The sequence below is a fragment of the Terribacillus halophilus genome (genome assembly GCF_900162685.1).
Classification (GTDB): Bacteria; Bacillota; Bacilli; order Bacillales; family Amphibacillaceae; genus Terribacillus; species Terribacillus halophilus_A.
This window is the reverse complement of record NZ_LT727827.1, coordinates 484763-509606: the sequence shown is the minus strand read 5'-3', so window position 1 is coordinate 509606 and position 24844 is coordinate 484763. Positions and strand designations below refer to the sequence as shown.

26 protein-coding genes are annotated in these 24844 nt (G+C 41.6%); 15 read left to right on the top strand and 11 right to left on the bottom strand.

Features of this window, described 5'->3' with window-relative positions; genetic code table 11:
- Positions 1–64: 64 nt before the first annotated feature.
- From B1K52_RS03615 to B1K52_RS03595, 5 genes are all read left to right on the top strand, one after another.
- Positions 65–994 (top strand): manganese-dependent inorganic pyrophosphatase, encoded by a 930-nt coding sequence (locus B1K52_RS03615; RefSeq protein WP_077305420.1) that lies wholly within the window; start codon positions 65–67, stop codon positions 992–994.
- Positions 995–1214: 220 nt separating this feature from the next.
- Positions 1215–2186: an aldo/keto reductase gene (locus B1K52_RS03610; RefSeq protein WP_077305418.1), complete on the top strand. Its 972-nt coding sequence runs from the start codon at positions 1215–1217 to the stop codon at positions 2184–2186.
- Between the two features lie 97 nt (positions 2187–2283).
- On the top strand, positions 2284–2844 hold the full coding sequence (locus B1K52_RS03605; protein ID WP_077305885.1) for a shikimate kinase: 561 nt from the start codon (positions 2284–2286) through the stop codon (positions 2842–2844).
- A 189-nt stretch (positions 2845–3033) separates the two neighbouring features.
- The gene (locus B1K52_RS03600) at positions 3034–3906 is read left to right on the top strand and encodes a glycosyltransferase family 8 protein (protein ID WP_179106450.1); all 873 of its coding nucleotides are present in this window, start codon (positions 3034–3036) and stop codon (positions 3904–3906) included.
- A 73-nt stretch (positions 3907–3979) separates the two neighbouring features.
- Positions 3980–4522: a transcription repressor NadR gene (locus tag B1K52_RS03595; protein WP_077305414.1), complete on the top strand. Its 543-nt coding sequence runs from the start codon at positions 3980–3982 to the stop codon at positions 4520–4522.
- Positions 4523–4525: 3 nt separating this feature from the next.
- Here B1K52_RS03595 and B1K52_RS03590 read toward each other — a convergent pair whose 3' ends face one another.
- Genes B1K52_RS03590 through B1K52_RS03580 form a run of 3 tightly spaced genes read right to left on the bottom strand, consistent with a single transcriptional unit; the run spans position 4526 to position 6506 of the window.
- Complete coding sequence (locus tag B1K52_RS03590) at positions 4526–5368, bottom strand: SDR family oxidoreductase (RefSeq protein ID WP_077305412.1); 843 nt, start codon at positions 5366–5368, stop codon at positions 4526–4528.
- 19 nt (positions 5369–5387) lie between these two features.
- A complete protein-coding gene (locus tag B1K52_RS03585; protein WP_077305410.1) occupies positions 5388–6002 on the bottom strand; it encodes a flavin reductase family protein in 615 nt (204 codons plus the stop codon).
- Between the two features lie 60 nt (positions 6003–6062).
- On the bottom strand, positions 6063–6506 hold the full coding sequence (locus B1K52_RS03580) for a YueI family protein (protein WP_077305409.1): 444 nt from the start codon (positions 6504–6506) through the stop codon (positions 6063–6065).
- Between the two features lie 82 nt (positions 6507–6588).
- On the opposite strand from B1K52_RS03580, the gene B1K52_RS03575 reads away from it, so the two are divergent.
- The 4 genes from B1K52_RS03575 (at position 6589) to B1K52_RS03555 (ending at position 10960) form a co-directional block, all read left to right on the top strand.
- Positions 6589–7608, top strand: coding sequence for a LytTR family transcriptional regulator DNA-binding domain-containing protein (locus B1K52_RS03575; RefSeq protein ID WP_143588824.1), 1020 nt, complete (start codon positions 6589–6591; stop codon positions 7606–7608).
- Positions 7609–7762: 154 nt separating this feature from the next.
- On the top strand, positions 7763–8608 hold the full coding sequence (locus B1K52_RS03570) for an ABC transporter ATP-binding protein (RefSeq protein WP_077305407.1): 846 nt from the start codon (positions 7763–7765) through the stop codon (positions 8606–8608).
- Positions 8605–9315 (top strand): ABC transporter permease, encoded by a 711-nt coding sequence (locus B1K52_RS03565; protein ID WP_077305405.1) that lies wholly within the window; start codon positions 8605–8607, stop codon positions 9313–9315. Before B1K52_RS03570 ends, B1K52_RS03565 begins: the two co-directional genes overlap by 4 nt.
- A gap of 497 nt (positions 9316–9812) precedes the next feature.
- Positions 9813–10960 (top strand): IS3 family transposase gene (locus B1K52_RS03555; protein WP_143588795.1). Its coding sequence is split into 2 segments (ribosomal slippage): positions 9813–10086 and positions 10086–10960, totalling 1149 coding nucleotides; the frame shifts between segments, so codons are not numbered across the junction.
- 96 nt (positions 10961–11056) lie between these two features.
- Here the strand turns inward: B1K52_RS03555 and B1K52_RS03550 are convergent.
- On the bottom strand, positions 11057–12400 hold the full coding sequence (locus tag B1K52_RS03550) for a sugar porter family MFS transporter (protein WP_077305403.1): 1344 nt from the start codon (positions 12398–12400) through the stop codon (positions 11057–11059).
- A 193-nt stretch (positions 12401–12593) separates the two neighbouring features.
- On the opposite strand from B1K52_RS03550, the gene B1K52_RS03545 reads away from it, so the two are divergent.
- The 4 genes from B1K52_RS03545 to B1K52_RS17835 all read left to right on the top strand — a co-directional run bounded on the left by B1K52_RS03545 (position 12594) and on the right by B1K52_RS17835 (position 16462).
- The gene (locus tag B1K52_RS03545) at positions 12594–13478 is read left to right on the top strand and encodes a Cof-type HAD-IIB family hydrolase (protein WP_077305881.1); all 885 of its coding nucleotides are present in this window, start codon (positions 12594–12596) and stop codon (positions 13476–13478) included.
- Positions 13479–13605: 127 nt separating this feature from the next.
- The gene (locus tag B1K52_RS03540) at positions 13606–15321 is read left to right on the top strand and encodes an ABC transporter ATP-binding protein (RefSeq protein WP_077305401.1); all 1716 of its coding nucleotides are present in this window, start codon (positions 13606–13608) and stop codon (positions 15319–15321) included.
- A gap of 232 nt (positions 15322–15553) precedes the next feature.
- A complete protein-coding gene (locus B1K52_RS03535) occupies positions 15554–16153 on the top strand; it encodes a nitroreductase family protein (RefSeq protein ID WP_077305399.1) in 600 nt (199 codons plus the stop codon).
- A 159-nt stretch (positions 16154–16312) separates the two neighbouring features.
- Positions 16313–16462: a hypothetical protein gene (locus B1K52_RS17835; protein ID WP_179106449.1), complete on the top strand. Its 150-nt coding sequence runs from the start codon at positions 16313–16315 to the stop codon at positions 16460–16462.
- Between the two features lie 43 nt (positions 16463–16505).
- Here the strand turns inward: B1K52_RS17835 and B1K52_RS03530 are convergent, their stop codons facing one another.
- Positions 16506–17471 carry an AEC family transporter gene (locus B1K52_RS03530; RefSeq protein ID WP_077305397.1) on the bottom strand — a complete coding sequence of 322 codons (966 nt, stop codon included), beginning with the start codon at positions 17469–17471 and terminating at the stop codon, positions 16506–16508.
- A 106-nt stretch (positions 17472–17577) separates the two neighbouring features.
- Positions 17578–19269 carry an NAD-dependent malic enzyme gene (locus B1K52_RS03525; protein ID WP_077305395.1) on the bottom strand — a complete coding sequence of 564 codons (1692 nt, stop codon included), beginning with the start codon at positions 19267–19269 and terminating at the stop codon, positions 17578–17580.
- Positions 19270–19620: 351 nt separating this feature from the next.
- On the opposite strand from B1K52_RS03525, the gene B1K52_RS03520 reads away from it, so the two are divergent.
- Positions 19621–20982: an FAD-binding oxidoreductase gene (locus B1K52_RS03520; protein WP_077305394.1), complete on the top strand. Its 1362-nt coding sequence runs from the start codon at positions 19621–19623 to the stop codon at positions 20980–20982.
- Positions 20983–21024: 42 nt separating this feature from the next.
- Here the strand turns inward: B1K52_RS03520 and B1K52_RS18180 are convergent, their stop codons facing one another.
- The 3 genes from B1K52_RS18180 to B1K52_RS03510 form a co-directional block, all read right to left on the bottom strand.
- A complete protein-coding gene (locus B1K52_RS18180; RefSeq protein ID WP_256855828.1) occupies positions 21025–21147 on the bottom strand; it encodes a hypothetical protein in 123 nt (40 codons plus the stop codon).
- Positions 21148–21201: 54 nt separating this feature from the next.
- A complete protein-coding gene (locus B1K52_RS03515) occupies positions 21202–21504 on the bottom strand; it encodes a hypothetical protein (protein WP_077305393.1) in 303 nt (100 codons plus the stop codon).
- 149 nt (positions 21505–21653) lie between these two features.
- Positions 21654–21989, bottom strand: a complete 336-nt coding sequence (locus B1K52_RS03510; protein WP_077305391.1) for a winged helix-turn-helix transcriptional regulator — start codon at positions 21987–21989, stop codon at positions 21654–21656.
- 177 nt (positions 21990–22166) lie between these two features.
- Between B1K52_RS03510 and B1K52_RS03505 the strand changes: the two genes are divergently transcribed.
- Positions 22167–22637, top strand: coding sequence for a nucleoside deaminase (locus B1K52_RS03505; protein ID WP_077305389.1), 471 nt, complete (start codon positions 22167–22169; stop codon positions 22635–22637).
- Positions 22638–22656: 19 nt separating this feature from the next.
- Here B1K52_RS03505 and B1K52_RS03500 read toward each other — a convergent pair whose 3' ends face one another.
- Both B1K52_RS03500 and B1K52_RS03495 read right to left on the bottom strand, forming a co-directional pair.
- Positions 22657–24312: a bifunctional diguanylate cyclase/phosphodiesterase gene (locus B1K52_RS03500; protein ID WP_077305387.1), complete on the bottom strand. Its 1656-nt coding sequence runs from the start codon at positions 24310–24312 to the stop codon at positions 22657–22659.
- On the bottom strand, positions 24312–24716 hold the full coding sequence (locus tag B1K52_RS03495; protein ID WP_077305385.1) for an MHYT domain-containing protein: 405 nt from the start codon (positions 24714–24716) through the stop codon (positions 24312–24314). Before B1K52_RS03495 ends, B1K52_RS03500 begins: the two co-directional genes overlap by 1 nt.
- Positions 24717–24844: the final 128 nt, after the last annotated feature.

The window sequence follows — 24844 nt, the reverse complement described above, 5'->3', positions numbered from 1 at the left end:
GAATCATGTAAAATGAATACATCATGTCCGGCATCATGCCGACAATGTAAAAGGAGAGATAGCTGTGGGAAAAGTACTCGTCTTCGGACATAAAAACCCAGATACAGATGCGGTAACATCCGCAATCGCATACGCACATTTGAAGAACAAACTAGGAATGGAAGCAGAAGCTATCCGCCTTGGCGAATTGAATGAAGAAACAGCATTCGCACTAAAAACATTCGGTCTTGAAGCTCCTCGTATGATTGATGCAATTAATGGAGAAGCAGAGCAGGTAATCTTAGTCGACCATAATGAAAAGCAGCAAAGCGTTTCAGATATTGATACTGTATCCGTTATTGAAGTGGTAGACCACCACCGCATTGCGAACTTTGAAACAGCTGATCCGCTTTATTACCGTGCGGAACCAGTTGGTTGCACAGCTACAATTCTTAAGAAAATCTATAAAGAGCATGATGTGGTTATTCCAAAAGAAATCGCAGGCGCAATGCTAAGTGCAATTGTTTCTGATTCTTTGCTTTTCAAATCCCCTACATGTACAGAAGAAGATGTAAAAGCAGCAAAAGAGCTTGCTGAAATTGCTGATGTCGATGTGAATACATATGGCTTGGACATGCTTAAAGCAGGCGCTGATGTGAGCAAGAAAACGGCGGAAGAATTAATCACACTTGATGCGAAAGAATTCCAAATGGGCAATGCAACTGTTGAAATTGCGCAAGTTAACGTTGTTGATGAACAGGATGTACTTGTTCGCCAAGCGGAAGTTGAAGCTGCAATGAAGCAGAAAATTACAGATAAAGGCTTAAAACTTTATCTTTTTGCAATCACTAACATTTTAACAAATGACTCTACAGCGATTGCAATTGGCGCAGAAACAGAAGCAGTGGAAAAGGCATTCCACGTAACTTTATCCAACAATACAGCCACGCTTGAAGGCGTTGTTTCACGTAAGAAACAGATTGTGCCTGTACTTACTGAAGTTATGAATGGGTAATAATCTATGAGGCAGGCGTCATGTCTGCCTCATTTTATTTGCTGTCAGCATGGCCATAATGATAAAGTAAATATAAATCCACACTAGAACAACCTCGTAATATCTTCTTTCATTCAAGAACTCTGTCTTTTCTGCAGCAGCACAGGATGCTTTTTCATGGATTAAGGGAATAGCCATACAAACTGTTGACTAACGCACAGAATAAAAGGAGGCTTTCAGGATGAACTATACAACAATACCAGGGGTTAAACACCCGCTTTCTAAATTGATCCTCGGCACAACTAAATTTTTCGAAGACAAAAGCAATGATGTATTCGCTGTTCTGGATAGCTTCTTACAAGCTGGCGGCAATACAATTGATACCGGACCGAAATATGCGCAATACCAAGCAGAGAAATTGATCGGGCAATGGCTGGCAGAGCGTAGGACGCGCGATCAAGTAATTTTAATCTCAAAAGGTGGTCATTACCATATTGATCTGGATGGTGTGCATCATCCAGAAATGAAGCGTGTGAATCCGGAGGAAATTACGAAGGACTTGCATGACAGCCTTGCGAATTTGCAGACAGATTTCATTGATATCTACCTTCTTCATCGAGATGATCGGAATGTACCAGTCCAATTGCTAATGGATATGCTGCATGAACACCAGAAGGCAGGGAAGATAGGGGTGTATGGTGTCTCTAACTGGCAGTCCGACCGTATTGAAGAAGCGAATGCATATGCAGATGCGAAAGGGTACGACCGGCTGCTTGTGAATAGTCCGAACCTAAGCTTGGCACAGCTAAATGAGGTGCGCTGGGCAGAAACAGTTGCATTAGATGGCGCGTATTCAGCGTGGCATCAGCGTACACAAATGCCAGTCATCTCTTGGGCATCGCAAGCTGGCGGATTTTTTACGGGTACTTACAACAGAAATCATATATCAGATGAGGAAATTGCTCGTGTTTATTATAACGATGCCAATTGGGAGCGCTATGATCGAGCTGTCGAGCTAGCAAATAAAAAAGGTGTAACAGCCAATCAAATAGCTGTTGCTTATGTACTGCATCAGCAGTTTCCCACATGTGCTATCGTAGGTTGTAAAAATGTGAAGCGCCTGCATGAAGCACTTCCAGCTGTAGAAATTGAACTTACCGAAGATGAAGTGAAATGGCTGAACCTCGAATTGGAGGATGCTAAGGTACAATAAAGGTATTTCTCTCTTACGATTTTTGTATTTATCGTATACAATAGAATATATTACAAGGTATACGACTTGTGGGGAGAGGAGTTACATCGTGCGAACAATGAGCAGACAGCATATACCTGTGCGGGCGAAAAATATCGTCCTGATCGGATTCATGGGTGTCGGAAAAACGACAATCGGCCAGCTAGTCGCCGAGAAACTTTACAGAGACTTTATCGATGTTGATGCAGAGATTGAACAGCGATATGGGATGGCAATTCCAGAAATATTCGCGCAGCATGGGGAAGACTATTTCCGTGAGATCGAACGGAATACGGTCATTGATATTTGTGATAATAAACAATGCAATATCGTTTCTCTTGGCGGCGGAGCTTTCAAACAGGAAGCCATCCGAGAAGTTTGTCTCGAGAGCTGTCTGGTATTGTTCCTCGATCTCAGCTGGGACCGTTGGAAGGAACGCATGGATTTATTGATCGAGAATAGACCGGTGCTGCACAATAAATCGGTTGATGAAGTGCAGCAAATATTTGATGAACGACAAGCTATCTATGCGGAACATAATGCACGTGTCACAACAGATAACCTCAATCCGGAAGAAGTAGCAGACTATATCGTAGAATTATTAAAATTGGGCTGGGAACTTCATCAGCCGCTTTCTTAAAGTACCAGCAGATGCAAGAGCTATTGCAACAAATTTTGTGTGATAGCTCTTTTTAACTAGATTAATTGTCTCAATAGTCGGAAAATTAATAAGAGAAATTGGTTCATGATTCTCATTTTCTGCTTCATTGGTTTTCTGTATGGAAAGGCGGGGTAAAGGAACGTACGATTATAAAGGAGGATGAACGTCTTGCATCACAAAGATACGATTCATGTTGTTTCTAGTGCGGATGATAATTACGCGCATCACTTAGGTGTGATGCTGACATCATTGCTTACGAATGTTAAGAAAAATAGACGCGTCATGTTATACGTAATCGATGGCGGCATTACAAAAACAAATAAACGAATGCTGATGAAGACAACGATGCAATTCGGAACACCGATTCGCTTCCTCTCTATAGATACAGAATCTTATAAAAACGCCACGGAAAGCAGATATATCAATAAAACAGCTTATTACCGCATTTCTATTCCTGAGGTGATAACAGATCCAAGTGTCGAACGTATTATCTACATTGATTGTGATACATTAGTTTTGACCGATGTTTCGTATCTGCAGGATATGGACTTGGGTGGGAAAATGCTTGCGGCTGTAGAGGATGCTGGGCAGCTGCAGCGTTTGGAGAAGATGAATATTACGAACGAAGGCAAGTATTTCAATTCTGGTATGATGGTTATCGATATGGAGAATTGGCGTAAACATTCTATTCCGGATAAGGTGCTGCAGTTTATTGATGAAAACAATGATCCTGATTATCTGTACTTGCATGATCAGGATGCACTAAATGCCATCCTTTGGGATAAATGGAAGCCAATCCACCCACGATGGAATGCACAATCGTTCATTATTCTGAAAACCAAAACACCAAAAGAACTTGCAGAGCGTAAGCGCCACAAAGAAGCGCGGCAATCACCTGCTATTGTCCATTTCACCGGTGCTAATAAACCGTGGAACTCTGATGTCGGACATCCGTACGCTCCGCTGTATTTTAAATTTCTGCAGCAAACAGCTTGGAAAACCCTACCTGGAAAGAAAGCACAGGAAGTATATGCTGACTGAAGATACAGCCAATGTGGCTGTATCTTTTTTAAATTTGCTATAATACAAGAAACGGCTAAAAGGACGGTTTTCAATGGGTGAGGAAAAGAAAAAGCTATTAGGAAAAGCAAGGCGGAATTGGCTGCTTGAGAAGCTGCAAGCTGCAGAGGGTCCGCTAAAAGGCAGTGTATTGGCGAAAGAAGCAAACGTCAGCCGACAGGTGATTGTTGGGGATGTAACATTGCTAAAAGCGGAGCAGCATCCAATTATTGCGACTAGTGAAGGATATTTGCTGCATCATCAGTCAGACCAGTTAGTTGAAAAGATTGTTGTCTGTCAGCATCTGCCGGAAAGAACAGAAGAAGAATTACAGCTGCTCGTCGACTTAGGTGTTACCGTGAAGGATGTACGAGTGGAGCATCCGGTTTATGGATTGATGACAGCTTCTATTATGGTCTCAAACCGCAGAGAAGTGAAACAGTTTATCGGCAGAATTTCTCAAGGTAAGGCGGGTTATTTGTCAGAGCTAACAGAGGGTATTCACCTTCATACGTTAGCGGCTGAGGAAGAGGATGTTCTCGAGGAAGCAGTCGAGGTACTAACATATCATGGCTTCCTATTGAAAGAGTGGGATTGACCGTCAAACGGTCAATCCCACTTTTTGTTCACTGATGGCCCAAAACTGCTTGGCCAATTCCGCATCATCTGCTTGTCCTTTTACTTCTTGAATTCTTCGTTTATAAAAGTAACCGCCTGACACATATTTCACTTCTGGACTTTCTGCTAAGTATAATGCTGTATCCGCACCTTCTGCTGGTGATTGGAAGAAAGGCCGAAGCAGCTGATGAACCCTTTTACCAAACCCGGTTTGTCTATCTACTCCAAGACTTGTGCTTACTGCACCGGGATGAACAGCATTTACTGTTGCATTTGAATGATGGAGACGCTGAGACAGTTCTTTGATAAATAATAAATTGGCAAGCTTACTATGCCCATAGTTTTGCCATGGTGTAAATGATCTTGATTCACCCACTTCATCCAAGCTAATTTTACCGATTTTATAAGCACCGGATGAAAGAACAATAATTCGCCCTTGGGGAGCTGACTTGATTTGTTCTAACAGCAAATTAGTTAACAGAAAATGTCCAAGATGATTGACGCCCATCATCATTTCCAAGCCATCCGCTGTATATTGCTTTTTCGTTGTGACAATGCCGGCATTGTTAAGAAGAACGTCGATAACAGGATGATCAGATTTAAGTGTCTCTGCACATGTATGAATACTCGCAAACGAAGCCAAGTCGCATGCGTAAAGGTGTATGTCAGCTGAGCCGCTTTGCTGTTTTGCTTGTTCGAGTGCCTTTCGTCCGCGTTCTTCGGGGCGGCAGAGCATACAAACGGTGTGGCCTTTTCTGGCTAATGATACTGTTGCAGCAAAGCCCATCCCTGCATTTGCTCCTGTAATCACGACGGTTTTCTGCATGGTTACACCACTTTCCTGCTTATTTAGGACGCTTCAATGTAAATAATTCACCAAGCTTGCTATAATCATTGCCTGCTAACCGGCTGATTGGCTGAATAGATTGAGCATCGAGATAGCCTGTTTCTTTGTCATAAACGTCGGGGGAGAGATGGTAGCCAATTACTTTAGCGAGTAAGAGGTCAGCTGTTGTATTGCCATCTTCTTTCTTAATTTCGATATGGTCATATAACGTGCATTCCATTCGAATTGATGCTTCCGCAATACCAGGAACCGAGATATACGTGCTTGGCGCTAAGGTTAAAGAAGTGAGATCTAGTTCGCTTTCCTCTTCTGGTAAAGTGGCTGCTGTTTTGTTTAGTTCCTCGACAATGGACTCGGTGCTGATATGAACAACTAACTCACCGGAAGCAATAGCATGACGAGCGGTGTCTTTTTGTTTTGTTCCAGCTCTCTGGACGGATATGCTGACTAATGGCGGTTCGGCACTAACAATGGAAAAATAGCTGAACGGTGCCGCGTTAATGACATTATCCGACATGGTAGTGACGAAAGCGACTGGTCTTGGAATGATACTGCCTGAAAGTATTTTATAATGCGTCTTTGTTGGAAGACTGTTTGCGTCTAAGGTATACAAGTTTTGCTGCTCCTTTCTGTCAGGTTAGCATAGGAATCTTACAAGCCCTTAACAGGTTTATTACCGTTTAAATATATTCTTAAGCATAGAAGTGAAGGACTCCTCCTTTTCTTCTGCATCTTCTGCTGTGTTCGTCTTCTCCTCTTGCAGATAGATGTCTTCTTTATTAATTGCATGATTAACATGCAGTACGAGTGCTAAATCTGCATCAACATCTTGGTTCGTCACCGATGTATAAGGGATGCTATAGTCAGCTGCTGCTTTCTTATACGGTTTAAAAAAACGTGTACGTACTTCTCCGGACAATCGCAGGGATGCATCTGGATATTGCTTCATCGCATCTGTTAACTGCCTCACGCCTTGCTGCTGCACAACTTCTCCTTCTGTAAGTGCAAAAATCGTGCGTTCGCGCAACGTGCCAAGGAACTCTTTTCTTTCTCCTGCTTTCGTTTCTTTCACACCATATATTCCTTCATTTAAATAATCATCAATATCTTTTTTCAAGGTTTTTCATCTCCGTTTTCGGTATTTCCAATTCATGGAGTTAGCTTTACAATAAAAGTAAGACAGGAGGACGACAACGCCCATGACAACTACATTGAAATTCGACAATCTCAGCAAAACTTCCCACAATACAACCTTACTGCCTCCAATCGATATGGAGCTCGAAGCCGGTGAATGCTATGTCATCCGCTGTAATAAAGTGATTGGAAGCCAGCTGCTTCAAATAATCGCCAAGCAAGAAAATCCATCTACGGGTAGTGTACTACTATTCGGTGAAAATATCGAAAAACTAAAATCTGTTCATGATCGAATCGGCTTTTTGTATCTGGATGATGCATCTTACACACGCATGCGTGTAAAGGATTATTTGGTTTTCTTTCGTAATCTTTACGGTAGCAAAGTCGATCTCCAAGATGTTATTCAACAAGTCGGTTTGCGTGATGTGCAAAATGTAAGAATTAGCAAGTTGAATTTTTCGCAAGAACGCCGACTGCAAATCGGCAGGTTAATTCTTCAAGATCAGCCGATATTGATTATGGAAGAACCAGAACAAAATGTGGACCTTGAAACCAGCTTAATCATTCATCGGATAATGGAGGAGCTGAAAAAGAAAGGGAAAACGATTCTCCTTACTACAATAGATTTGGAGAATGCTTTGGTACTTACGAAAAACGTCTATTCTTTGACAGATAAAGCTTGTAAACAAATTGTTGTAGAAGAGGAGACAGAAGAGCTCCCCGAAAGTGAAGTAGAGGCTCAGCCAGTTAAGCTGGAGAAAATTCCAGCAAAGATTGATGATAAAATCATTCTTTTTAATCCATTTGATATTAACTTTATTGAAAGCAGTGAAGGTGTTGCGCAGCTTCATCTTCAAGACGGTGTCTACCCATGTACATATACCCTTCAGGAATTAGAAGAACGTTTGCGGGCTTTTGGATTTTTCCGCTGCCATCGTTCGTATTTGGTAAACCTGCAGCAGGTGAAGGAAGTGGTCACCTGGACAAGAAACAGCTACAGTTTGATTCTTGATGACCATACGCGCAGCACCGTGCCGTTATCGAAGAACCGCTTTGAAGAATTAAAGGGAATGCTCGGCTTGTGACGTGCTTCATTGGGCAGGAAATCTGCAGCATTCAGCCCTCTATTTGCTCCATTCAGCTTTTTTAGATGCTGTTAAGCCTGATTTTACAGCGTTTTTCAGAAAAAGCCGGTAAGCTGTGATTATCAACCGTTACGAACGGAAAGGAGCAGTATCTATGGATTACGCATTACAAGTGAAGGACTTATCCAAGGTATTTGGACAGCAGCAAGCACTTCAGCAAGTCACATTCAATGTGGGTAAGGGAGAGATTTTCGGTTTTCTGGGGCCGAGTGGATCCGGAAAGACTACAACTGTTAAGATCTTGACCGGGCAGCTTCTGCCGACTGCTGGTGATGTTACTATACTTGGAAAAAACGCATCGAAAATGAATGGATCAGATTTAGGGCGGATAGGTATATTGACAGACAACAGCGGACTGTATGAAAGGATGAGTATTAAAGATAATCTGGAGTTTTATGCAAAGCTGTATAATGCACCTGCTGGCAGAGTAGAAGAAGTGTTGCAGCTAGTCGGCCTAGAAGCAGAGAAGAAGAAGCCGGTAAAGAAGCTATCTAAAGGCATGAAGCAGCGTGTTCTGCTCGCCCGCGCCGTGCTGCATAAACCAGACGTGCTGTTCTTAGATGAACCAACTTCTGCGTTGGATCCAGGCAACGTCCTAAAAATGCACGACTTGCTGCGAGACTTAAACCGTGAAGGCACAACGATTTTCTTAACTACACATAATATGGAAGAAGCCACACAGCTTTGCGATCGGGTTGCCTTCCTTCATGAAGGACAAATACGCGAGATGGACGCACCGAAGCTGTTACAGCGTAAATATGCCAAGAACACCATTCATCTGGAACTGAAAGATGGGAGCAATAAAACCATCAAAAATAATGCCGGTGGTGCAGAACAGCTTTATCAGTACATGCAGGCAGAGGAAATTCTTGCTGTACATTCAGATCAGCCAACTTTAGGAGATATATTTATTGAAGTGACAGGGAGGGAATTAGCATGAATGCAGCACGTTTATCCGCAATAATTGTAAAAGAATATCATGATTTAAAAGCAAATGTCCAAGTTTTAATGATGGTGATACTCCCTGCATTCATGGCTGTGTTATACAGCAGAATGAGCAGTGGTGACGAGAAATTGTTTAGTTTTGTTTTTGTCTCCTTATTCTCTCTGGTCTTCGTTACCATGTATGTTCAGTCAATGCTCATTTCGGAGGAGAAAGAGAAAAATACGCTACAGTCTCTGCTTATGTCACCGGCAAATACAACAGAAATACTAATAGGGAAAAGCGTTATTACAACAGTAATAACAATTGTGTCCTTGTTTATCTCGTGGTTAATTATGGATATTAGAATTTCTAATATTGGTATACTGCTAATAGTTCTAATTTTATCAACCGTATTATTCTTGTGTATTGGAACAGTAGTTGGCCTAGTCAGTAAAAACTTGATTCAAACTGGTGTATACATTGTGCCATTTATGTTTTTGTTCGGTTTTGCTCCAATGATTCAAATGTATTTTGAAGACGGGATTGTTGGTGATATTATCAGTTATTCACCAAGTGTCTATATGATGGATACAGCTGTTAGCGCGCTTGAAGGACAGGACTTCTCTTCCTACCAAACAGACTTGTTATGGTTAACGGGTTGGACTATCGTCGGCGTACTTGCAGCATACGTACTTCTTAAAAAGAAAAATCTCTCCAACTAATAAGAACCTGGGACAGAACAAGATTACTTCATCCTAAAAGCGAACGATGACTAGATCCATACTTTTTAATGCAGCTCTCTGACGGCTGCTGCCTCTCCAACCTTAGCTGTTATCGTCGGACAAGAATGGCTTTTGAAGTAGACACCGACAAGAAAATAGCTATCTTTTTCGAGGAGTCTACATATTTTTTCTACACAAGTTAAGGTTTCTCATAAAAAAAATCAGCGTAGGAAATACACGGAGACTCCCGCGGGAGGAAGGCTAGGTTAGACCCCGCAGTGCGCTTTTTGCACGAGGAGGCTCACCAGCCGCCCGCAGGAAAGCGGAGTGTATTTCCGAAGCGATGCTCTCACCTTCGTTTCCAATGCCAAAAAATCCAAACAATGCTGCTGTTAATTGCAGGGGACTGACCCCATACGCTGAGACAAATAAAAAACACCTTCAAGGTTGAAAACGGACGATTGTTATCCGAAATAATACTTGGAGGTGTTTTTTCTATGGGAACTAGAGTCAGTTATCCAGTGGAGATAAAAATGAAGGCAGTTGAAATGCGCTTGGCAGGCGTACCTGTAAAAGAGATTTTGAACGAACTAAATATTAAGAGTAGATCGCAAGTGAAGACATGGGTCAGATGGTATAAATCTGAAGAGACGCATCGTTTTGAACAGCCAGTTGGCAAGCAGTACACCTACGGGAAAGGGCCAGCCTATTCTTCAGAAGTAGAGGAATTACAAGCTGAGAACCGATTTTTAAGGCAACAAAATGAAGTTTTAAAAAAGTACAAGGAATTGGAAAGGAAGTTGATAGAGAAACGGCAGTCGAACTTGTAGAATCACTGCATAACACAATGACAATACAGGATATTTGTGTACATTTAGGTATCTCGAGAGCATCTTATTATCGCTGGAAGAACAAAGAGAAAGACGATTCGAAAGAACTACTTAAAAAGCAAATTGGCATATTGTGCCGAGAACACAAGTATCGGTACGGTTACAGAAAGATTACTGCCTTACTGAGACAGGAGCAATGCATTAACCACAAAGTCGTGCAGCGAGTAATGCAGGAGAATCAATGGCAGTGCCGGGTTAAAGTGAAGAAACGTAAGAAAACTGGACAGCCATATGCCGTCGCAGAAAATTTATTGGATCGGAACTTTCAGTCTGATCGTCCTCTTGAGAAGCTCGTAACCGACATTACATACCTGCCTTATGGTCAGAAACTAATGTATCTTTCCAGTATAATAGATTTGTGCAATGGCGAAGTAGTGGCGTCCTCTATTGGAGATAAACAAGATACAGCTTTCGTGTTGGAGACACTCGATCAGCTGCCACCATTGCCTGAGAACTGCATATTACACAGTGATCAGGGGTCGGTGTACACATCTTATAAGTACCAAGAAGCTGTAAAAGCAAAAGGCATTACCATGAGTATGTCCCGAAAAGGAACGCCCGCTGATAATGCCTCTATCGAATCGTTTCATTCCATACTAAAGTCTGAAACATTCTATCTTAACAGCATAAATCGAACTTCGACTGCCATCGTAGAACGTACTGTTGAAGAATATATTTATTATTATAACAATATTCGTATCCAAACGAAACTAAACAACCAATCACCGATACAATATCGGCAATCGGCTGTTTGAAGGTTTTTTGATCCCTGTCTCAGAAACGGGGGTCAGTCCCCAGTATTGTTTGGATTTTTATATAGCTTAAACAAGTTATGCCCCAGCCTGTTTGATTTAACCTATGCTGCGTTTGCGAAGATCGTCTTCGATTTGTTCCAAGCTCTTTCCGCGTGTTTCTGTTGTAAAGAATTTCACGAATAGGAAGGCAAGGATACCGATAACGGCGAAGATATAGAATAAGTAGCTGATACCAATTGCTTCTAGCAAGATCGGGAATAATAATGATACGATCAAGTTGGCACCGTGCAAAGCAAAGGTTGCAGCTCCTGTTCCGATTCCGCGTACTTTGGTTGGGAATAGTTCAGGAAGCATGATCCAAACGACAGGACCCCATGTTGTCGAGAAGGCAACGATAAATAAACCTAAACAGATAATGATGGCCCACGTTGCAACGATAGAGTCGGGAGCCAGCAAATTGATGGTGGAGAGGGCAATTAGACTTGCTACCATTCCAATATTACCTGCCATCAATAGTGTCTTGCGGTTTACTTTATCGACTATTTTAATTGCGATAAGTGTCATTAATACGTTTACTGTACCAATTCCGACAGTACCGAGTATTGCAGCTGAGTTACCAAATCCAGCACTTGTGAAAGTACTTGGAGCATAATAGATGATCGTGTTGATTCCTATAAACTGCTGAAGGAAGGCAAGACCTAAACCTGCAATCAATGCTGGTCTGACCCAGCTGGAGAATAATTCCTTGATACCGCCTTCATCTTCTTTTTCAGCTTTTTGAATTTCGGATATTTCATCTTCTATGGAAGCATTCTCTCCGCGGACTCTTTTTAAAATGCTCCGAGCCTTGTCTTCTTTTCCTGCTGTAAGAAGCCAGCGCGGGCTTTCAGGCATGAAGAACATGCCGATTATCAAGATTACTGCAGGAACGACAGCTAGTCCAAGCATCCAGCGCCATGCACCTGCATCGGAAAATGCATAATTCACTAAGTAAGATGATAAGATACCGATTGTAATTAGTAACTGATTCAAGGAAGCGAGTGAGCCGCGTTTTTCTTTTGGAGCGAGCTCGGATAAGTATAAAGGTACAATTGTCGTCGAAGCACCGACAGCTAGACCAAGAATAACTCGAGCAATTACCATTGTAGTGACATTCACTGCTACGGCTGCACCTAATGCACCGATGAAGAACAAGATACCGGCTGCAATAATTGTTTTCTTACGCCCGATTTTATCAGTCACTCGGCCAGTAATGGCAGCGCTAATGATTGCGCCAACTAATAGAGAGCTTACGATGAGACCTTCGGTGAAGGAGTTTAATCCAAGGTCTTCATCAATGTACAGTAAAGCTCCAGAGATGACCCCAGTATCATATCCATACAGCAAGCCGCCGAGGGCGCCAAAGAAATACAACAAGCTATTGGATTGTTTTTTCTGCATGTTGCCTACCTCCTAAAAATATTTAAATTTCGTACTACGTTATGTAAGCCTTTTCCTCGTACTGTAAAATTTGAAACATTCCAATCAGCTTGTGATTGAAAAGTCCTACAATAAACCATTATAATTTAATGGTGACAGTGTTGGCTACATAAAAAAATTATTATTATTAGGAGGATTTTGCTTGTCTAAAAAGATGATTGCAATTGACCTGGATGGAACATTACTAAATACCGAAAGTCAAATCCCCAAAGAAAATAAAGCGGCAATTAAACGTGCACTTGATGCAGATATGCTGGTAGCTATTAGCACTGGTCGTGCTACCTTCGATGTGAAATCACTTGTAGGTGACGATCTGGATATACCGATTATTGCTTCTAACGGTGGTACAGTTCATGACTATGGATATGAATTGCTTAATAAGGTTACCTTTGAAAAGGAGCTGGCAAAAGAGATTGCTGCTTCTCTTATTGAGCAGGATGTGTATTTCGAAGTCTATACCGAAACAGAGCTGCTTTCTCCTTATAATGGAGAAGAAAAGCTTAAAGCAGAATTGGATAAAGTGAGTTCCGCTAACCCGGACGAAAGCATGGAGCAGCTTTGGATTGGTGCCATGTCTCAGTTCAAGCAATCGGGAATTCGTTTTGTACCGGATATTGAACATATCTTTACGGATGAAAGTACTTTCTTTAAAATTCTTTGCTTCAGCTTTGACTTGGAGAACCTGGCCAAGGCCTATAAAACCGTCACTCAGGATAATAGAATTGCGGTTACGTCCTCTGGTGAACATATTATTGAGATTCTTCCTAAAAAATCGGGTAAAGGATATGCAGTGTCCATGCTGGCTGATAAATACAACATCAGCAAGGAAAATGTGTATGCTGTAGGTGACAGCCCGAACGATATCAGCATGTTTGAAGTAGCTGGTAATGGTGTGGCTATGGAAAACGCGATGACAGAACTGATGGAGATTTCTACACATGTAACAAAGTCAAATGACGATCTTGGTGTTGCGTACTTCTTGGACAAGCTCATTGCTGGTGAACAAGACGAGCTGCGACGTGTAAAAGAAGGCGTATGAGCAGGACCCGGTGCGTGGGCACCGGGTCTTTCTTTTTGTCTATATTTTTGAAATAAAAGGTGCGCAACTTGTCTATTATATGTAGAATAGAGAGTGATAATCATTCTCAGAAAGAAGTGTTGCTGACTTGTTAAGAGAGTTTTTCGCTTTTTATAAACCGTATAAACGGCTGTTTCTGCTTGATTTTGGCAGTGCGATATTTGTTGCGCTGTTAGAATTAGCTTTTCCAATCGGAGTCAATATGATGGTGGACCGATTGCTTCCAACTGAAAATTGGAATTGGATTGTAACAGCTTGTATTCTGTTGTTCATCGTCTATGGATTAAGTACAGTTACGCAGTATATTGTTACCTATTGGGGACATAAACTCGGAATTAATATTGAACGTGACATGCGAAAGCAATTATTTGAGCATATTCAAAAGCTCAGTTTTCGTTTCTTCGATAATACGAAAGTGGGCAACCTGATTTCTCGACTGACGAACGATTTGTTCATGATTGGAGAGATGGCCCATCACGGACCAGAGGACATATTCATTGCGCTGATGACCATTGCCGGCGCCTTGATTATTATGTTCTTCATTAATTGGCCGCTGGCGCTCATGACCATGCTCGTCGTTCCAATCCTGTTCTGGATTGTTCTTTATTGCAATAAGAAAATGACAGAAGCATCAAGAAGGATGAACGAAGATACGGCGGACTTTAGTGCTCGAATTGAAAATACAGTCGGCGGTATCCGAGTTGTACAGGCGTTTACGAATGAGGCGCATGAAGAAGACAGATTTAAGGTCAACAACGAACGTTATCGACTGACGAAATTACTGTCTTATAAAATTATGGCACTTAATTTATCTGTTACTTACATGCTGATGCGATTTATCGCTGTGTTTCAGCTAGTTGCTGGTGCTTGGTTCATCATTCAAGATAGAATGTCTTATGGTGATTTGGTTGCCTTTATTTTGCTGACAAATGTATTCTTCCAGCCGATTCAGAAAATAGGTGCCATCATAGAGCTTTATCCGAAAGGGATAGCTGGATTTCAGCGTTATATGGATATCATGCGGCTTGATCCTGATGTTAAAGATAGTCCGAACGCGAAGGAAGTTGGCTCACTGGCTGGTCATATTCGTTACGACAATGTTTCTTTCGGCTATAAGCAGGACAGTATGATACTGAAGGACATCAGCTTCTCTATTAACGCTGGTGAGACAGTTGCTTTCGTCGGTCCATCCGGTGCGGGGAAATCAACAATATGCAGTTTGCTGCCGCGCTTTTATGAGCTCAATGATGGAAATATAACAATAGATAACGTATCAATTAGAGATATGACATTATCGTCCTTGCGAAGTCAAATTGGAATTGTGCAGCAAGATGTGTATTTATTCGGGGGAACAATTCGAGAAAATATCGCTTATGGGAAGCTAGATGCATCGGATGAAGAAATTGAGGATGCTGTAAGAAGAGCGCAGCTGACGGATTTTCTCACTGAACTTCCAGATGGATTGGATACTGTGATTGGGGAGCGCGGCGTGATGATTTCTGGTGGTCAGAAACAGCGTATTTCTATAGCTCGTGTGTTCCTTAAAAATCCGCCAATTCTCATACTCGATGAAGCAACATCTGCTCTTGATACGGAGACAGAAATTAAAATACAAGAAGCGCTTGAAGAGTTATCTGAAGGACGAACGACATTGGTCATCGCCCATCGACTAGCGACAATTAAGCACGCAGATAAAATCATTATGGTGACAAAACAGGGAATCTCTGAAGAAGGAAAGCATAGTGAATTACTTGATCGTGACGGTGCATATCGTCGTTTGTATGATGCACAGTTTGCGCACTAAACTTAAAGACATTCGTTTGTGAAAAGGAAATGGGTGTTTAGTGGTCTGCTTCGTTTGCAAGTTGGATCAAGAAAATGGGCGTCTGCGATTGCAGCGCCCGTTTTGTTTGACGAAATCATTTGCATACGGTACATTATTTACATAAAGTAACTCGATTATGAAAGGTAACTAATCACTTTGAATTATTCGGGCAACCTACATAAGGTTAATACTTATATTTGGAGGATTAAACATGACACAAGATTTTTTCAAAGCACTAGAAAATAGAAGATCTATTTATAATTTGGCAAAAGAATCTCCAGTTTCTGATGAGCGAATTCAAGAAATTGTAGAGTTTGCTGTGAAGTACACACCATCTGCTTTTAATTCGCAAAGCACACGTGTAATTGTCCTTCTAGGAGACAAGCATGATCGTTTCTGGGATATTACAGAGGATCAGCTTCGAGCGATTGTTCCGGCAGACAACTTCGCACCGACGGAAGAAAAAATTGCTTCTTTCCGCAACGGTTATGGAACAGTACTATTCTTCGAGGATGAGACAGTGGTGAAGGGATTGCAGGAACAATTTGCCCTTTATGCGGATAACTTCCCAATCTGGTCTGAACAAACTTCAGGCATGCACCAGCTTGTGGTGTGGACTGCTTTGGAAATGGAAGGCCTTGGCGCAAGCTTGCAGCATTATAACCCATTGGTTGATGAAGCAATCCAAAAGGAATGGGACATCCCATCCAACTGGAAGCTTCGAGGCCAAATGCCTTTCGGTAAACCGACAATGCCAGCTGGAGATAAAGAATTCAAACCGCTGGAAGAGCGTGTTAAAGTAATCAAATAATAAAAAATAGCCGTTGTTTTTGTGTAGACAACGGCTAATTATATATATATAATTATTAGAATATTCTGTTACAAAAACATTACATAAGTTTCTTTTCCGCATGAGCGGGTATACAGTAGTTACCCACAGATATTAACTAAAAGAAAGGAAGGAAACAAAGTGAGTGCAAATCCATTTACGAAGAACTTGCAGCATGCGGGTGATTTGTCGGACGATGAGCGTACGGAGATTCTGTCAACGTTGGAACGATACATGGATTACTTGCGAGACGAAATGTCAAAACCCAATGACCTTCCTGCTGCCAAATAGACAAAAAAGGAGTATCCCTTGATAAGGGATACTCCTTTTGTTTTTACATGATTGCTGTGATTAAGAATGGCAAGGTGACAATAGACAGGATTGCGCTGATTACGAAAGCAGAAGCAACCTCTGTTTCCAAGCTCTTGAAGCGAATTGCAATCATCGTAGCAACTGCAGAACCTGGGAATGATACAAGCAATACTGCTTGTACGAAATCATTGTGTGTCAAACCAAGTGCATATGCAATACCAACCATTGCAAGCGGCTGAACGACTGCTTTTAGTATAGCAATAGAGAATGCAGAGAAACTAAGTTTGATTTTGTTAATACCGATTGTAACACCAACTGCGAATAGTGCTACACCAGACACAACGTCACCGATCTGGCTAAGTGCTTTATCTCCTAATTCCGGAAGGTGGAAGTTAAAGACAAGTACTAGAATCAAACCAATAATCGGAACACATGCTAGTGGCTCAGTAAGACCATGAAGAATGGACTTTCCTGTTACTTTTAGCAAGCTTTCTTTATTTTCACTTGACTCAGAACTCTTGTTACGTGTACCGACTGTACCAAAGATAGTAGACATTGGATCTAGTACAGCGTTTACGATGATACCCATTAACGCGATTGGAATCGCAATGGCATCAGCACCAAAGATACTCCCCATAACCGGGATACCCATGAAGGCGAATGTCGGCTGTGTTGAGTTCAATGAGAACATCGTTGACTGTACGAAATCATATTTAGAAGTCCATTTTGTGACAAGAAGTACAACGATGAAGAATCCAATAACACCTATCAGTAATGCTCCAAGAAACGGAGCTTTATCGAAGATTGTTTGACGGGATGTTGTTGTAATACCAACGAATAAGTGTGCCGGCAATGCAATTTTTGTTACAAGTGTGTTGATACCTTTAGATGTTTCTTTATTAAATATGCCACGATTTCCGGCAATGAATCCAAGTAGGATCACGAAGAAAATCGGGATTAGAATGATGAAAATTTCACCAAAACTCATGATTTTTCCACTCCCTCAGTAGTTATATTGCTTAAGTTGTCAAAATTAATACAGGTGCCTCCTTTTAGAAGGAGTCACCTGCACCATAGGAAATTACGATAAAAGCTTAACCTTTGATGGATGTATATTCTGGTTTCCACGCAGATTGAGCTAGAAGGTCTTTAATCTCTTCAGGTTTTGCATCAGATACGCCGTCTTCAATTGCTGCTTTAGCAACTGCTTCTGCAACAGCACTTGAAACAGGTTGAAGCTCATTGATTGCTGGAAGCAAGGAACCGCCATGGGTGTTGCTTACGACCATGTCTGCAATTGCATTAGCTGCAGCTGCGAACATAGCATCTGTAATACGGCTTGCTTTTACAGCAATGGAACCAAGTCCAAGACCAGGGAACGCAAATGCATTGTTTGCTTGTCCGATATAGTAAGTTGTGCCTTTGTAATCTACAGGGTCGAATGGACTTCCTGTTGCAATCAATGCTTTACCGTCTGTCCACTCAAGCAAGTCTTTTGGAATTGCTTCGGCTAGTGGTGTTGGATTGGACATTGGCATAATCACTGGGTGTTCTACATGTTTTGCCATTTCTTTAATGATTTCCGCACTGAACGCACCAGCTTGTCCGGATGTACCAATTAGAATTGTTGGTTTAACTTGGCGGATAACTTCCGCAAGACCAATGATGCCATCTTCTTTATTCCAATCTTTTACTTCATCAGCTGAACGCAGGTATGGTTTCTGGAAGTCAGCAATACCATCCATATCGTCAGTCAATAGACCGCGCTGGTCAATTGCCCAGAAGTTATTCGCTGCATCTTCTTTAGAGATACCATCAAGAACCATAGCTGCTGCGATTTGGTCCGCATTACCGATACCAGCAGAACCAGGTCCAAAGACAACAACACGCTGTTCGCTGATTGGTGTTCCAGTTACTTTGGAAGCACTCATAACAGCTGCTAGTGTGATGGCACCAGTACCTTGTATATCGTCATTGAAAGTAAGGATTTTATCGCCGTATTTATCAATGATGTTACGTGCATTACGGTTACCGAAGTCTTCCCAGTGCAATAGAACGTTAGGGAATTTCTCTACAGTTTTACTAATGAATGCATCGATAAACTGATCGTACTGTTCACCGCGTACACGTTTATGACGATTACCGACATAAAGTGGGTCGTTAAGTAATTCATCGTTATCTGTACCTGCATCAATTACAACTGGAAGTACACGGTTAGGGTCAATTCCTGCAGCAGCTGTATAAACAGCTAGCTTACCGATAGCGATATTCAGACCGCCAACACCCCAGTCACCAATTCCAAGGATACTTTCGGAGTCTGTTACAACAATCAAGTCAATTTCATCTGTGTTAAGCAATGTGTTGTCGTATGCTTGTTCGATGTTGTCTGGATTGTTGATATCAAGATAAACACCGCCTGGACGTTGGTACTCATGGCTGTATTCCTGGATAGCTTGTCCAACAGTAGGAGTATAAACAACCGGAAGCATTTCGCTCAAATGATCTGTAAGAAGGCGATAGTAAAGTACAACGTTACGGTTGTAAAGCTGATTTAATGTGTTGTTTTTTAATAGATTATTCGGCTGTGCATTGTACTGTTCGTAAGCACGCTTAACCTGCTCGTCTAATGTTAAAACAGTCGCTGGTAGAACGCCATCAAGACCAAGTTCTGCACGCTCTTCTTTTGTAAAAGCGACACCTTTATTTAGAAAAGGATTTGAGATTAAGTTCTTGCCTCTTAGAGAAGTGGATATCGATCCATCTTCATTATTACGATATATATTCATATCTAAAATTCCACCTTTTCGAATGATTACTTACCTTTTGTAACTGCCACAATCAATTCTATCACTTTACAATTGTTAATCAATTTTAACAAAGTATTTAAAACGACTATTGCATTTGTTGAGTTTGTGTGTTATTTCACATACTTTTAAACAGTATTGTAAACCGCGGTGTGAAGGTATTTTACAGATGTGAAGTAAAATGTATTTTTACTTTGTTATTATTTTTTTTACTTAGTAAAGTATACATTAACTAACTTTTTATTTTATGTTTAATTATTCTGACTGTTTGGCTTTTTAAACTTTTACCCTCATGTTAAGCTTATAAAGTAAAGAGGGAAGGTGGAGTTACTCATGGATATCGTGAAAGAACTAGGCAAATTAATTCACTCGGGAAGGGTATCTACTGCTGCGTCTGTCATAAGTCAGCATAATCAGGATGCATCTTATCATCCTGCAGCTGATCCCGACGTCGTTGTCTTTCCGGAAAGTACAAAAGAAGTAAGTGCTATTCTTTCGTTTGCAAATGAACATGGAATACCTGTCACGCCTTTTGGTAAAGGATCCAGCCTGGAAGGACATGCTATTCCCTATAACGGCGGTATTTCATTAGATTTAGGATTAATGAATCAATTAAAAACCATAGAAGAGACAGATGGGTATGTAGTGGCTGGTGCTGGCCTGACACAGTTTCAATTGAATGATGCACTGAAGAAGCATGGTTTATTCTTCAGTGTAGATCCAGGAGCTGAAGCTGCGCTTGGAGGTATGGCAGGGACGAATGCCAGCGGCTCTTACACAGTAAAATACGGTACAATGCGGGATAATATTTTAGATATGGAAGTTGTGCTGCCGAGTGGAGAGATAATTCATACTGGATCAAAGGCATTGAAGTCTTCTTCTGGATTGCATCTTTCTGGCTTGTTTGCTGGATCGGAAGGTGTACTGGGGGTCGTAACGGAATTGACTCTTCGTGTGTACCCAATCCCGGAAGCTACAGTGGCTGCACGAGCTGTCTTTCATGATTTTGAAGAAGCTGTAACAGCTGTCGTAAGACTTCGTACAGCAGGGTTAGACTTGGCAAGGATTGAATTCGTAGATGCCGCATCCGTAGCCCATGTAAATCAATTCGCAAATACAACGTACAAGGAACAGCCAACTATTTTTTTTGAACTAAATGGAGAGGCAGTGCATCTTCGGCAGCAAATGGACCGGATGGAGCAGCTGCTGAAATCCTTTGAGGTAGCAGATTTTCTCGCAGAGACAGATCCTGCGGCACAGGAGCGGTTATGGGACGCTCGACATAACCTGGCTTACTACTACATACAAGCTGCACCAACGAAGCAGATGCTTGTGACAGATGTTTGCCTTCCAATATCCAAACTTTCCGACGCAATTTTACATGCCAGACAATCTATAGAAGAAAGTGGTCTAGAGGCTGGTATCGTCGGACATGTCGGAGATGGGAATTTCCACATTATTGCTATGGTGGACTTTCATAACGCGACGGAAGTATCGGCTGCAAAACAGCTGCATGCATCCGTAGTAGATTATGCGCTGGCGAATGAAGGAACGTGCACAGGGGAGCATGGTGTAGGAGTTGGTAAGAAGAAGTATCAAGAGTTGGAACACGGCACAGCATATGAATTAATGCGTACCATTAAACGAGCTGTTGATCCGCACGGCATCATGAACCCAGGTAAACTAGTCGATTAAACAGAAAAAGAGCGTACTCCCCTCAGAATACGCTCTTTTTGATTAACCTTTTTTATTGCTGAATAGGTCAGAAATGGCATGCACTAATTCGACACCTTGAAAAGCAAAGATAGATAGTGCACTAATGGAAAATGCTACGACGATGATCGCTCTTGCCACAAACATTTTCGTCCCCTCCTTTGGAATGCTAAGAACCTTTAAGCAACAAAGGGAGCCTATTCAGCGGTAACTCGATTGATAGAAGACGGCTAGCAGGAAATGCCGGAGCGTCTGTTTCGTCTGCATCGAACGTGCTTGCATTATATTCCCAGTAAGCAGTAACGGGAGAAGAAGCAGGACTGCTGTTTGTGCTAGCATCGGAAACCAGTGCTTTTCATCATCCGGCAGATCGGCCTTATGACTAACAACATGCTGGGGCTCAATGTCGTTTGTCTTCCAATAATGTGATGGATGTACGAGCATTAATTGAAGCATTACCGACAGCAATAGACCGATAAACAAAAGAGCAGCTTTGCGTTGCATTTCCTCACCACCTCCTATCCTTTAATATCCTTCAACTATATACCCGTTACAGAAGGTTGTAAAGCCTATGTTATTAATATTTTTATTATTCAGAATAAATAAGCAACAAAAAAACCTGTCCTATCAGAGAGGTCAGGTTTTCGAGCTATTTATTGATTCATCGAGTCTAATTCTTCCGGGTTAACCCATTTCTCCGCCCATTCTCTTATGGAAGTGATCACAGGGCGCAATGCGCGACCTTTTTCGGTCAGTTCATATTCAATACGGACAGGTGTGTCCGGATATACTGTTCTTGTAGTAATACCTGCTGCTTCCAGCTCTTTCAGTCTTTCTGAAAGCAGCCGGCCGCTGATTGGCAAGGAAGATTCCAATTCAGAGAAACGCTGTGATCCTTCTAAGAGGCGGAAAATGATAAAGCCATTCCAACGTTTACTCAGGAGCTCCATTCCTGTTTCAAAACGTGGACATAAATCTGCAGATTTCATCTATCATCACCTCTGTAAAAGCACTGTTTACTTTATCTGTTATTTCCTAATTATAAACGAGGTTACGAAAAGTAACAAGTATATTGTTCCTATTCCCTCTTAATTCTATACTTACAAACTGGCGAAATATTGAGAATAATCCTATAATGAAACAAAGTATGTATTGGGGGAAACAGAATGAATCATCAATATTATATAGATTATACATGTAAAATTGCTGCAGAAAATGTACAAAGCGGTAAGGGTGGCCCATTCGGTGCTGTTATTGTCCGAGGTGATGAAATAATTGGAGAAGGGACCAACTTGGTTACCAATTTGCATGACCCGACAGCGCATGCCGAAATGCAGGCAATACGTAATGCCACGAGCTATATCGGCCATTTCGAATTAGAGGATTGTGTGATCTACTCGAGCTGCGAACCTTGTCCGATGTGCTTAGGAGCAATTTATTGGGCACGTCCGAAAGCATTGTACTTTGCTTACACAAAAAAAGACGCTGCAGAAATTGGATTTGATGATGACTTTATTTATCAAGAAATAGATAAACCATACGAAGAGAGGAAAATAAATACAACCCAGCTAAAGGAAAGCGACACAGCGAATCCGATGAGAGCGTGGATGGAAAAGGAAGATAAAGCCGAATATTAAAAAAAGGAGGTGAGCCCTGTTATACAGGGCTCACCTTCTTTTTATGTTCCTTATTAAAAGCTTGCAGATATGTAAGAAAATCACTTACTTGCAAAGGCTTGCTAAACATATAACCTTGTGCATAATCACATTTCAAATCTTGTACCCAATTCAATTGTTCCTGACTTTCCACGCCTTCTGCCACAATAGCAAGTTCTAGTTTCTTCGCTAAAGTTACAATAGAAGAGACGATAGCTTGGTCTTGAAAATCTTCCGGCAGGTTAGCAATGAATGCACGATCAATTTTCAGTGTGTCAACAGGAAGCTGCTTCAAGTAATTCAGGCTATTAAACCCTTTCCCGAAATCATCCAATGCAATGCGAATGCCAAGCTCCTTTAGTTCTGTGATTGTTTGGGCGGCACCTTCCACGTCTTGTATCGCTGTTTCTTCTGTTATTTCTATCTCTAGCTTGGATACATCAACTTTTGGATTGTCTTGCATTTGTTTACGGAGAAAACTGACGAAACGATTATTATAAAATTGCTGTGTACTAATGTTTACTGCTACATGCAAGTCACGGAAGGCTTCCTTGTTCATTTCGCTGAATACTAGCTCAATCATTTTTCTGTCGAGAGCGACAATATCGCCGTTTTTCTCTGCTAATGGGATAAATTGTGAAGGTTGAATTATCCCATGAACAGGATGAATCCAGCGGCATAATGCCTCCATGCCATAGAGACAATCGCCCGTGCTTGCCATTTTAGGCTGGAAAAACACTTGAATTTCTCCGTTGGCAATAGCACTGCACAACTCTGATTCTAGGAGGAGCGGTTGTTTGTTTTGTAACGTTTCATTAGCAAAAAATTTATAATTGGATCGACCGCTTTCTTTTGCTAAGTACATGGCGATATCAGCAAATCGCATTACTTCTTTGCTGGTCGTCCCATTGTCAGGAATTAACGCTACGCCAACGCTAGTACTTACACTCACTTTTCTTCCTTCAATAAAAAAGACTTCGTCCACACTTTGAATAATTTCTTGTGCGAGCTGGGTTGCATTTTCCTTTGTGGCTCCCGGATATAGCAAGGTAAATTCATCTCCGCCAAGCCGTGCAATCACGCTTTGTTTCGGCAGCATACGGGACAGCCGTAATGTCACAAGCTGCAGCAGTTTATCACCGAACTTATGACCAAGTGTGTCATTGACTGCTTTAAACCGGTCTAAATCCATAAAAAACAGCGCGGCTGTCTCGTCTGCTCTATTCTCTAAATAGTCACGAAGCTGTTGTTCGAAATAACGCCGGTTCGGTATTTTCGTCAATTCGTCATGATTTGCGATATAGTGTAATTGATCTGCTTGTTCAGCAAGTTTCTGATCTGTGGAAGTGGAAACGAAAGCTAAAACTTGGGTGAGCAGAATAACGATCATTACACTGATGGCTAGATTCACATTATTTGGCGTGGAAATGGGTTCAGCCAAGATCGAGCGGCTGTTCACATGGACAACAGCGGCCTTCATTCCAGTGTAGTGCATACCACAAATAGCAATACCCATTGTAATGGCACTTGCCAATTTATATAGATGCTGTGCCTGGCTGTTATTGTGCTGGAAGTAGTGGAAAAGCAGCAAGGCGACACAAGATGCTATAATAGCAATCAATATAGATAAGTAGAAATATAAGCCGCTATGATGCATCAGCCATCCAGACGCATGGCCATCATGCCAACATAATGCATACTTGCTATTGCAGCTCCCATACAAATACCCCCCGCCATAAGTCGTAAAACGGTAAGTCTGATAGAGGAGAGGTAAAAGGCAATTGAGGTGCCTATAAATGCACAAATTACGGATAAGGTGACCATTCCCGGCTCGTATGTAACTTGTGTCGGCAATTTATAAGCCAGCATGGAAAGAAAGTGCATCGACCAGATGCCGAGTGCCATCAAGATCGAGCTGGATATAAACCAATAAAACTTTTGCCATCCGGTGGTCCGGTTTATTCTGGAACACATATCCAAAGCGATATAGGATGAAAGAATAGCAATAATAATTGATACGATGACAAAGGTGACGTTATAAGTCCCAGTGATTTCTTGCATGTAGTTCCTCCAAGTTGTTAGATAGTTCTATAGTCTTAGGAGTATTGTATACCCAAGGGGAGAAAAAGCAAACCAATATATGGGGTAATTATAGTAAATTAACGTCTTTGTAAAAGAGGAGGAAATAG

Coding starts and splice junctions, on each gene's coding strand:
- B1K52_RS03530 (WP_077305397.1), bottom strand. CDS start 17,471: ATGAGTTTTGGTGAAATTTTCATCATTCTAATCCCGATTTTCTTCGTG.
- B1K52_RS03610 (WP_077305418.1), top strand. CDS start 1,215: ATGAACTATACAACAATACCAGGGGTTAAACACCCGCTTTCTAAATTG.
- B1K52_RS03545 (WP_077305881.1), top strand. CDS start 12,594: ATGATTGCAATTGACCTGGATGGAACATTACTAAATACCGAAAGTCAA.
- B1K52_RS03595 (WP_077305414.1), top strand. CDS start 3,980: ATGGGTGAGGAAAAGAAAAAGCTATTAGGAAAAGCAAGGCGGAATTGG.
- B1K52_RS03535 (WP_077305399.1), top strand. CDS start 15,554: ATGACACAAGATTTTTTCAAAGCACTAGAAAATAGAAGATCTATTTAT.
- B1K52_RS03525 (WP_077305395.1), bottom strand. CDS start 19,269: ATGAATATATATCGTAATAATGAAGATGGATCGATATCCACTTCTCTA.
- B1K52_RS03550 (WP_077305403.1), bottom strand. CDS start 12,400: ATGCAGAAAAAACAATCCAATAGCTTGTTGTATTTCTTTGGCGCCCTC.
- B1K52_RS03575 (WP_143588824.1), top strand. CDS start 6,589: ATGACAACTACATTGAAATTCGACAATCTCAGCAAAACTTCCCACAAT.
- B1K52_RS03505 (WP_077305389.1), top strand. CDS start 22,167: ATGAATCATCAATATTATATAGATTATACATGTAAAATTGCTGCAGAA.
- B1K52_RS03500 (WP_077305387.1), bottom strand. CDS start 24,312: ATGCATCATAGCGGCTTATATTTCTACTTATCTATATTGATTGCTATT.
- B1K52_RS03570 (WP_077305407.1), top strand. CDS start 7,763: ATGGATTACGCATTACAAGTGAAGGACTTATCCAAGGTATTTGGACAG.
- B1K52_RS03520 (WP_077305394.1), top strand. CDS start 19,621: ATGGATATCGTGAAAGAACTAGGCAAATTAATTCACTCGGGAAGGGTA.
- B1K52_RS03515 (WP_077305393.1), bottom strand. CDS start 21,504: ATGCAACGCAAAGCTGCTCTTTTGTTTATCGGTCTATTGCTGTCGGTA.
- B1K52_RS03565 (WP_077305405.1), top strand. CDS start 8,605: ATGAATGCAGCACGTTTATCCGCAATAATTGTAAAAGAATATCATGAT.
- B1K52_RS18180 (WP_256855828.1), bottom strand. CDS start 21,147: ATGTTTGTGGCAAGAGCGATCATCGTCGTAGCATTTTCCATTAGTGCA.
- B1K52_RS03605 (WP_077305885.1), top strand. CDS start 2,284: ATGAGCAGACAGCATATACCTGTGCGGGCGAAAAATATCGTCCTGATC.
- B1K52_RS03495 (WP_077305385.1), bottom strand. CDS start 24,716: ATGCAAGAAATCACTGGGACTTATAACGTCACCTTTGTCATCGTATCA.
- B1K52_RS03510 (WP_077305391.1), bottom strand. CDS start 21,989: ATGAAATCTGCAGATTTATGTCCACGTTTTGAAACAGGAATGGAGCTC.
- B1K52_RS03590 (WP_077305412.1), bottom strand. CDS start 5,368: ATGCAGAAAACCGTCGTGATTACAGGAGCAAATGCAGGGATGGGCTTT.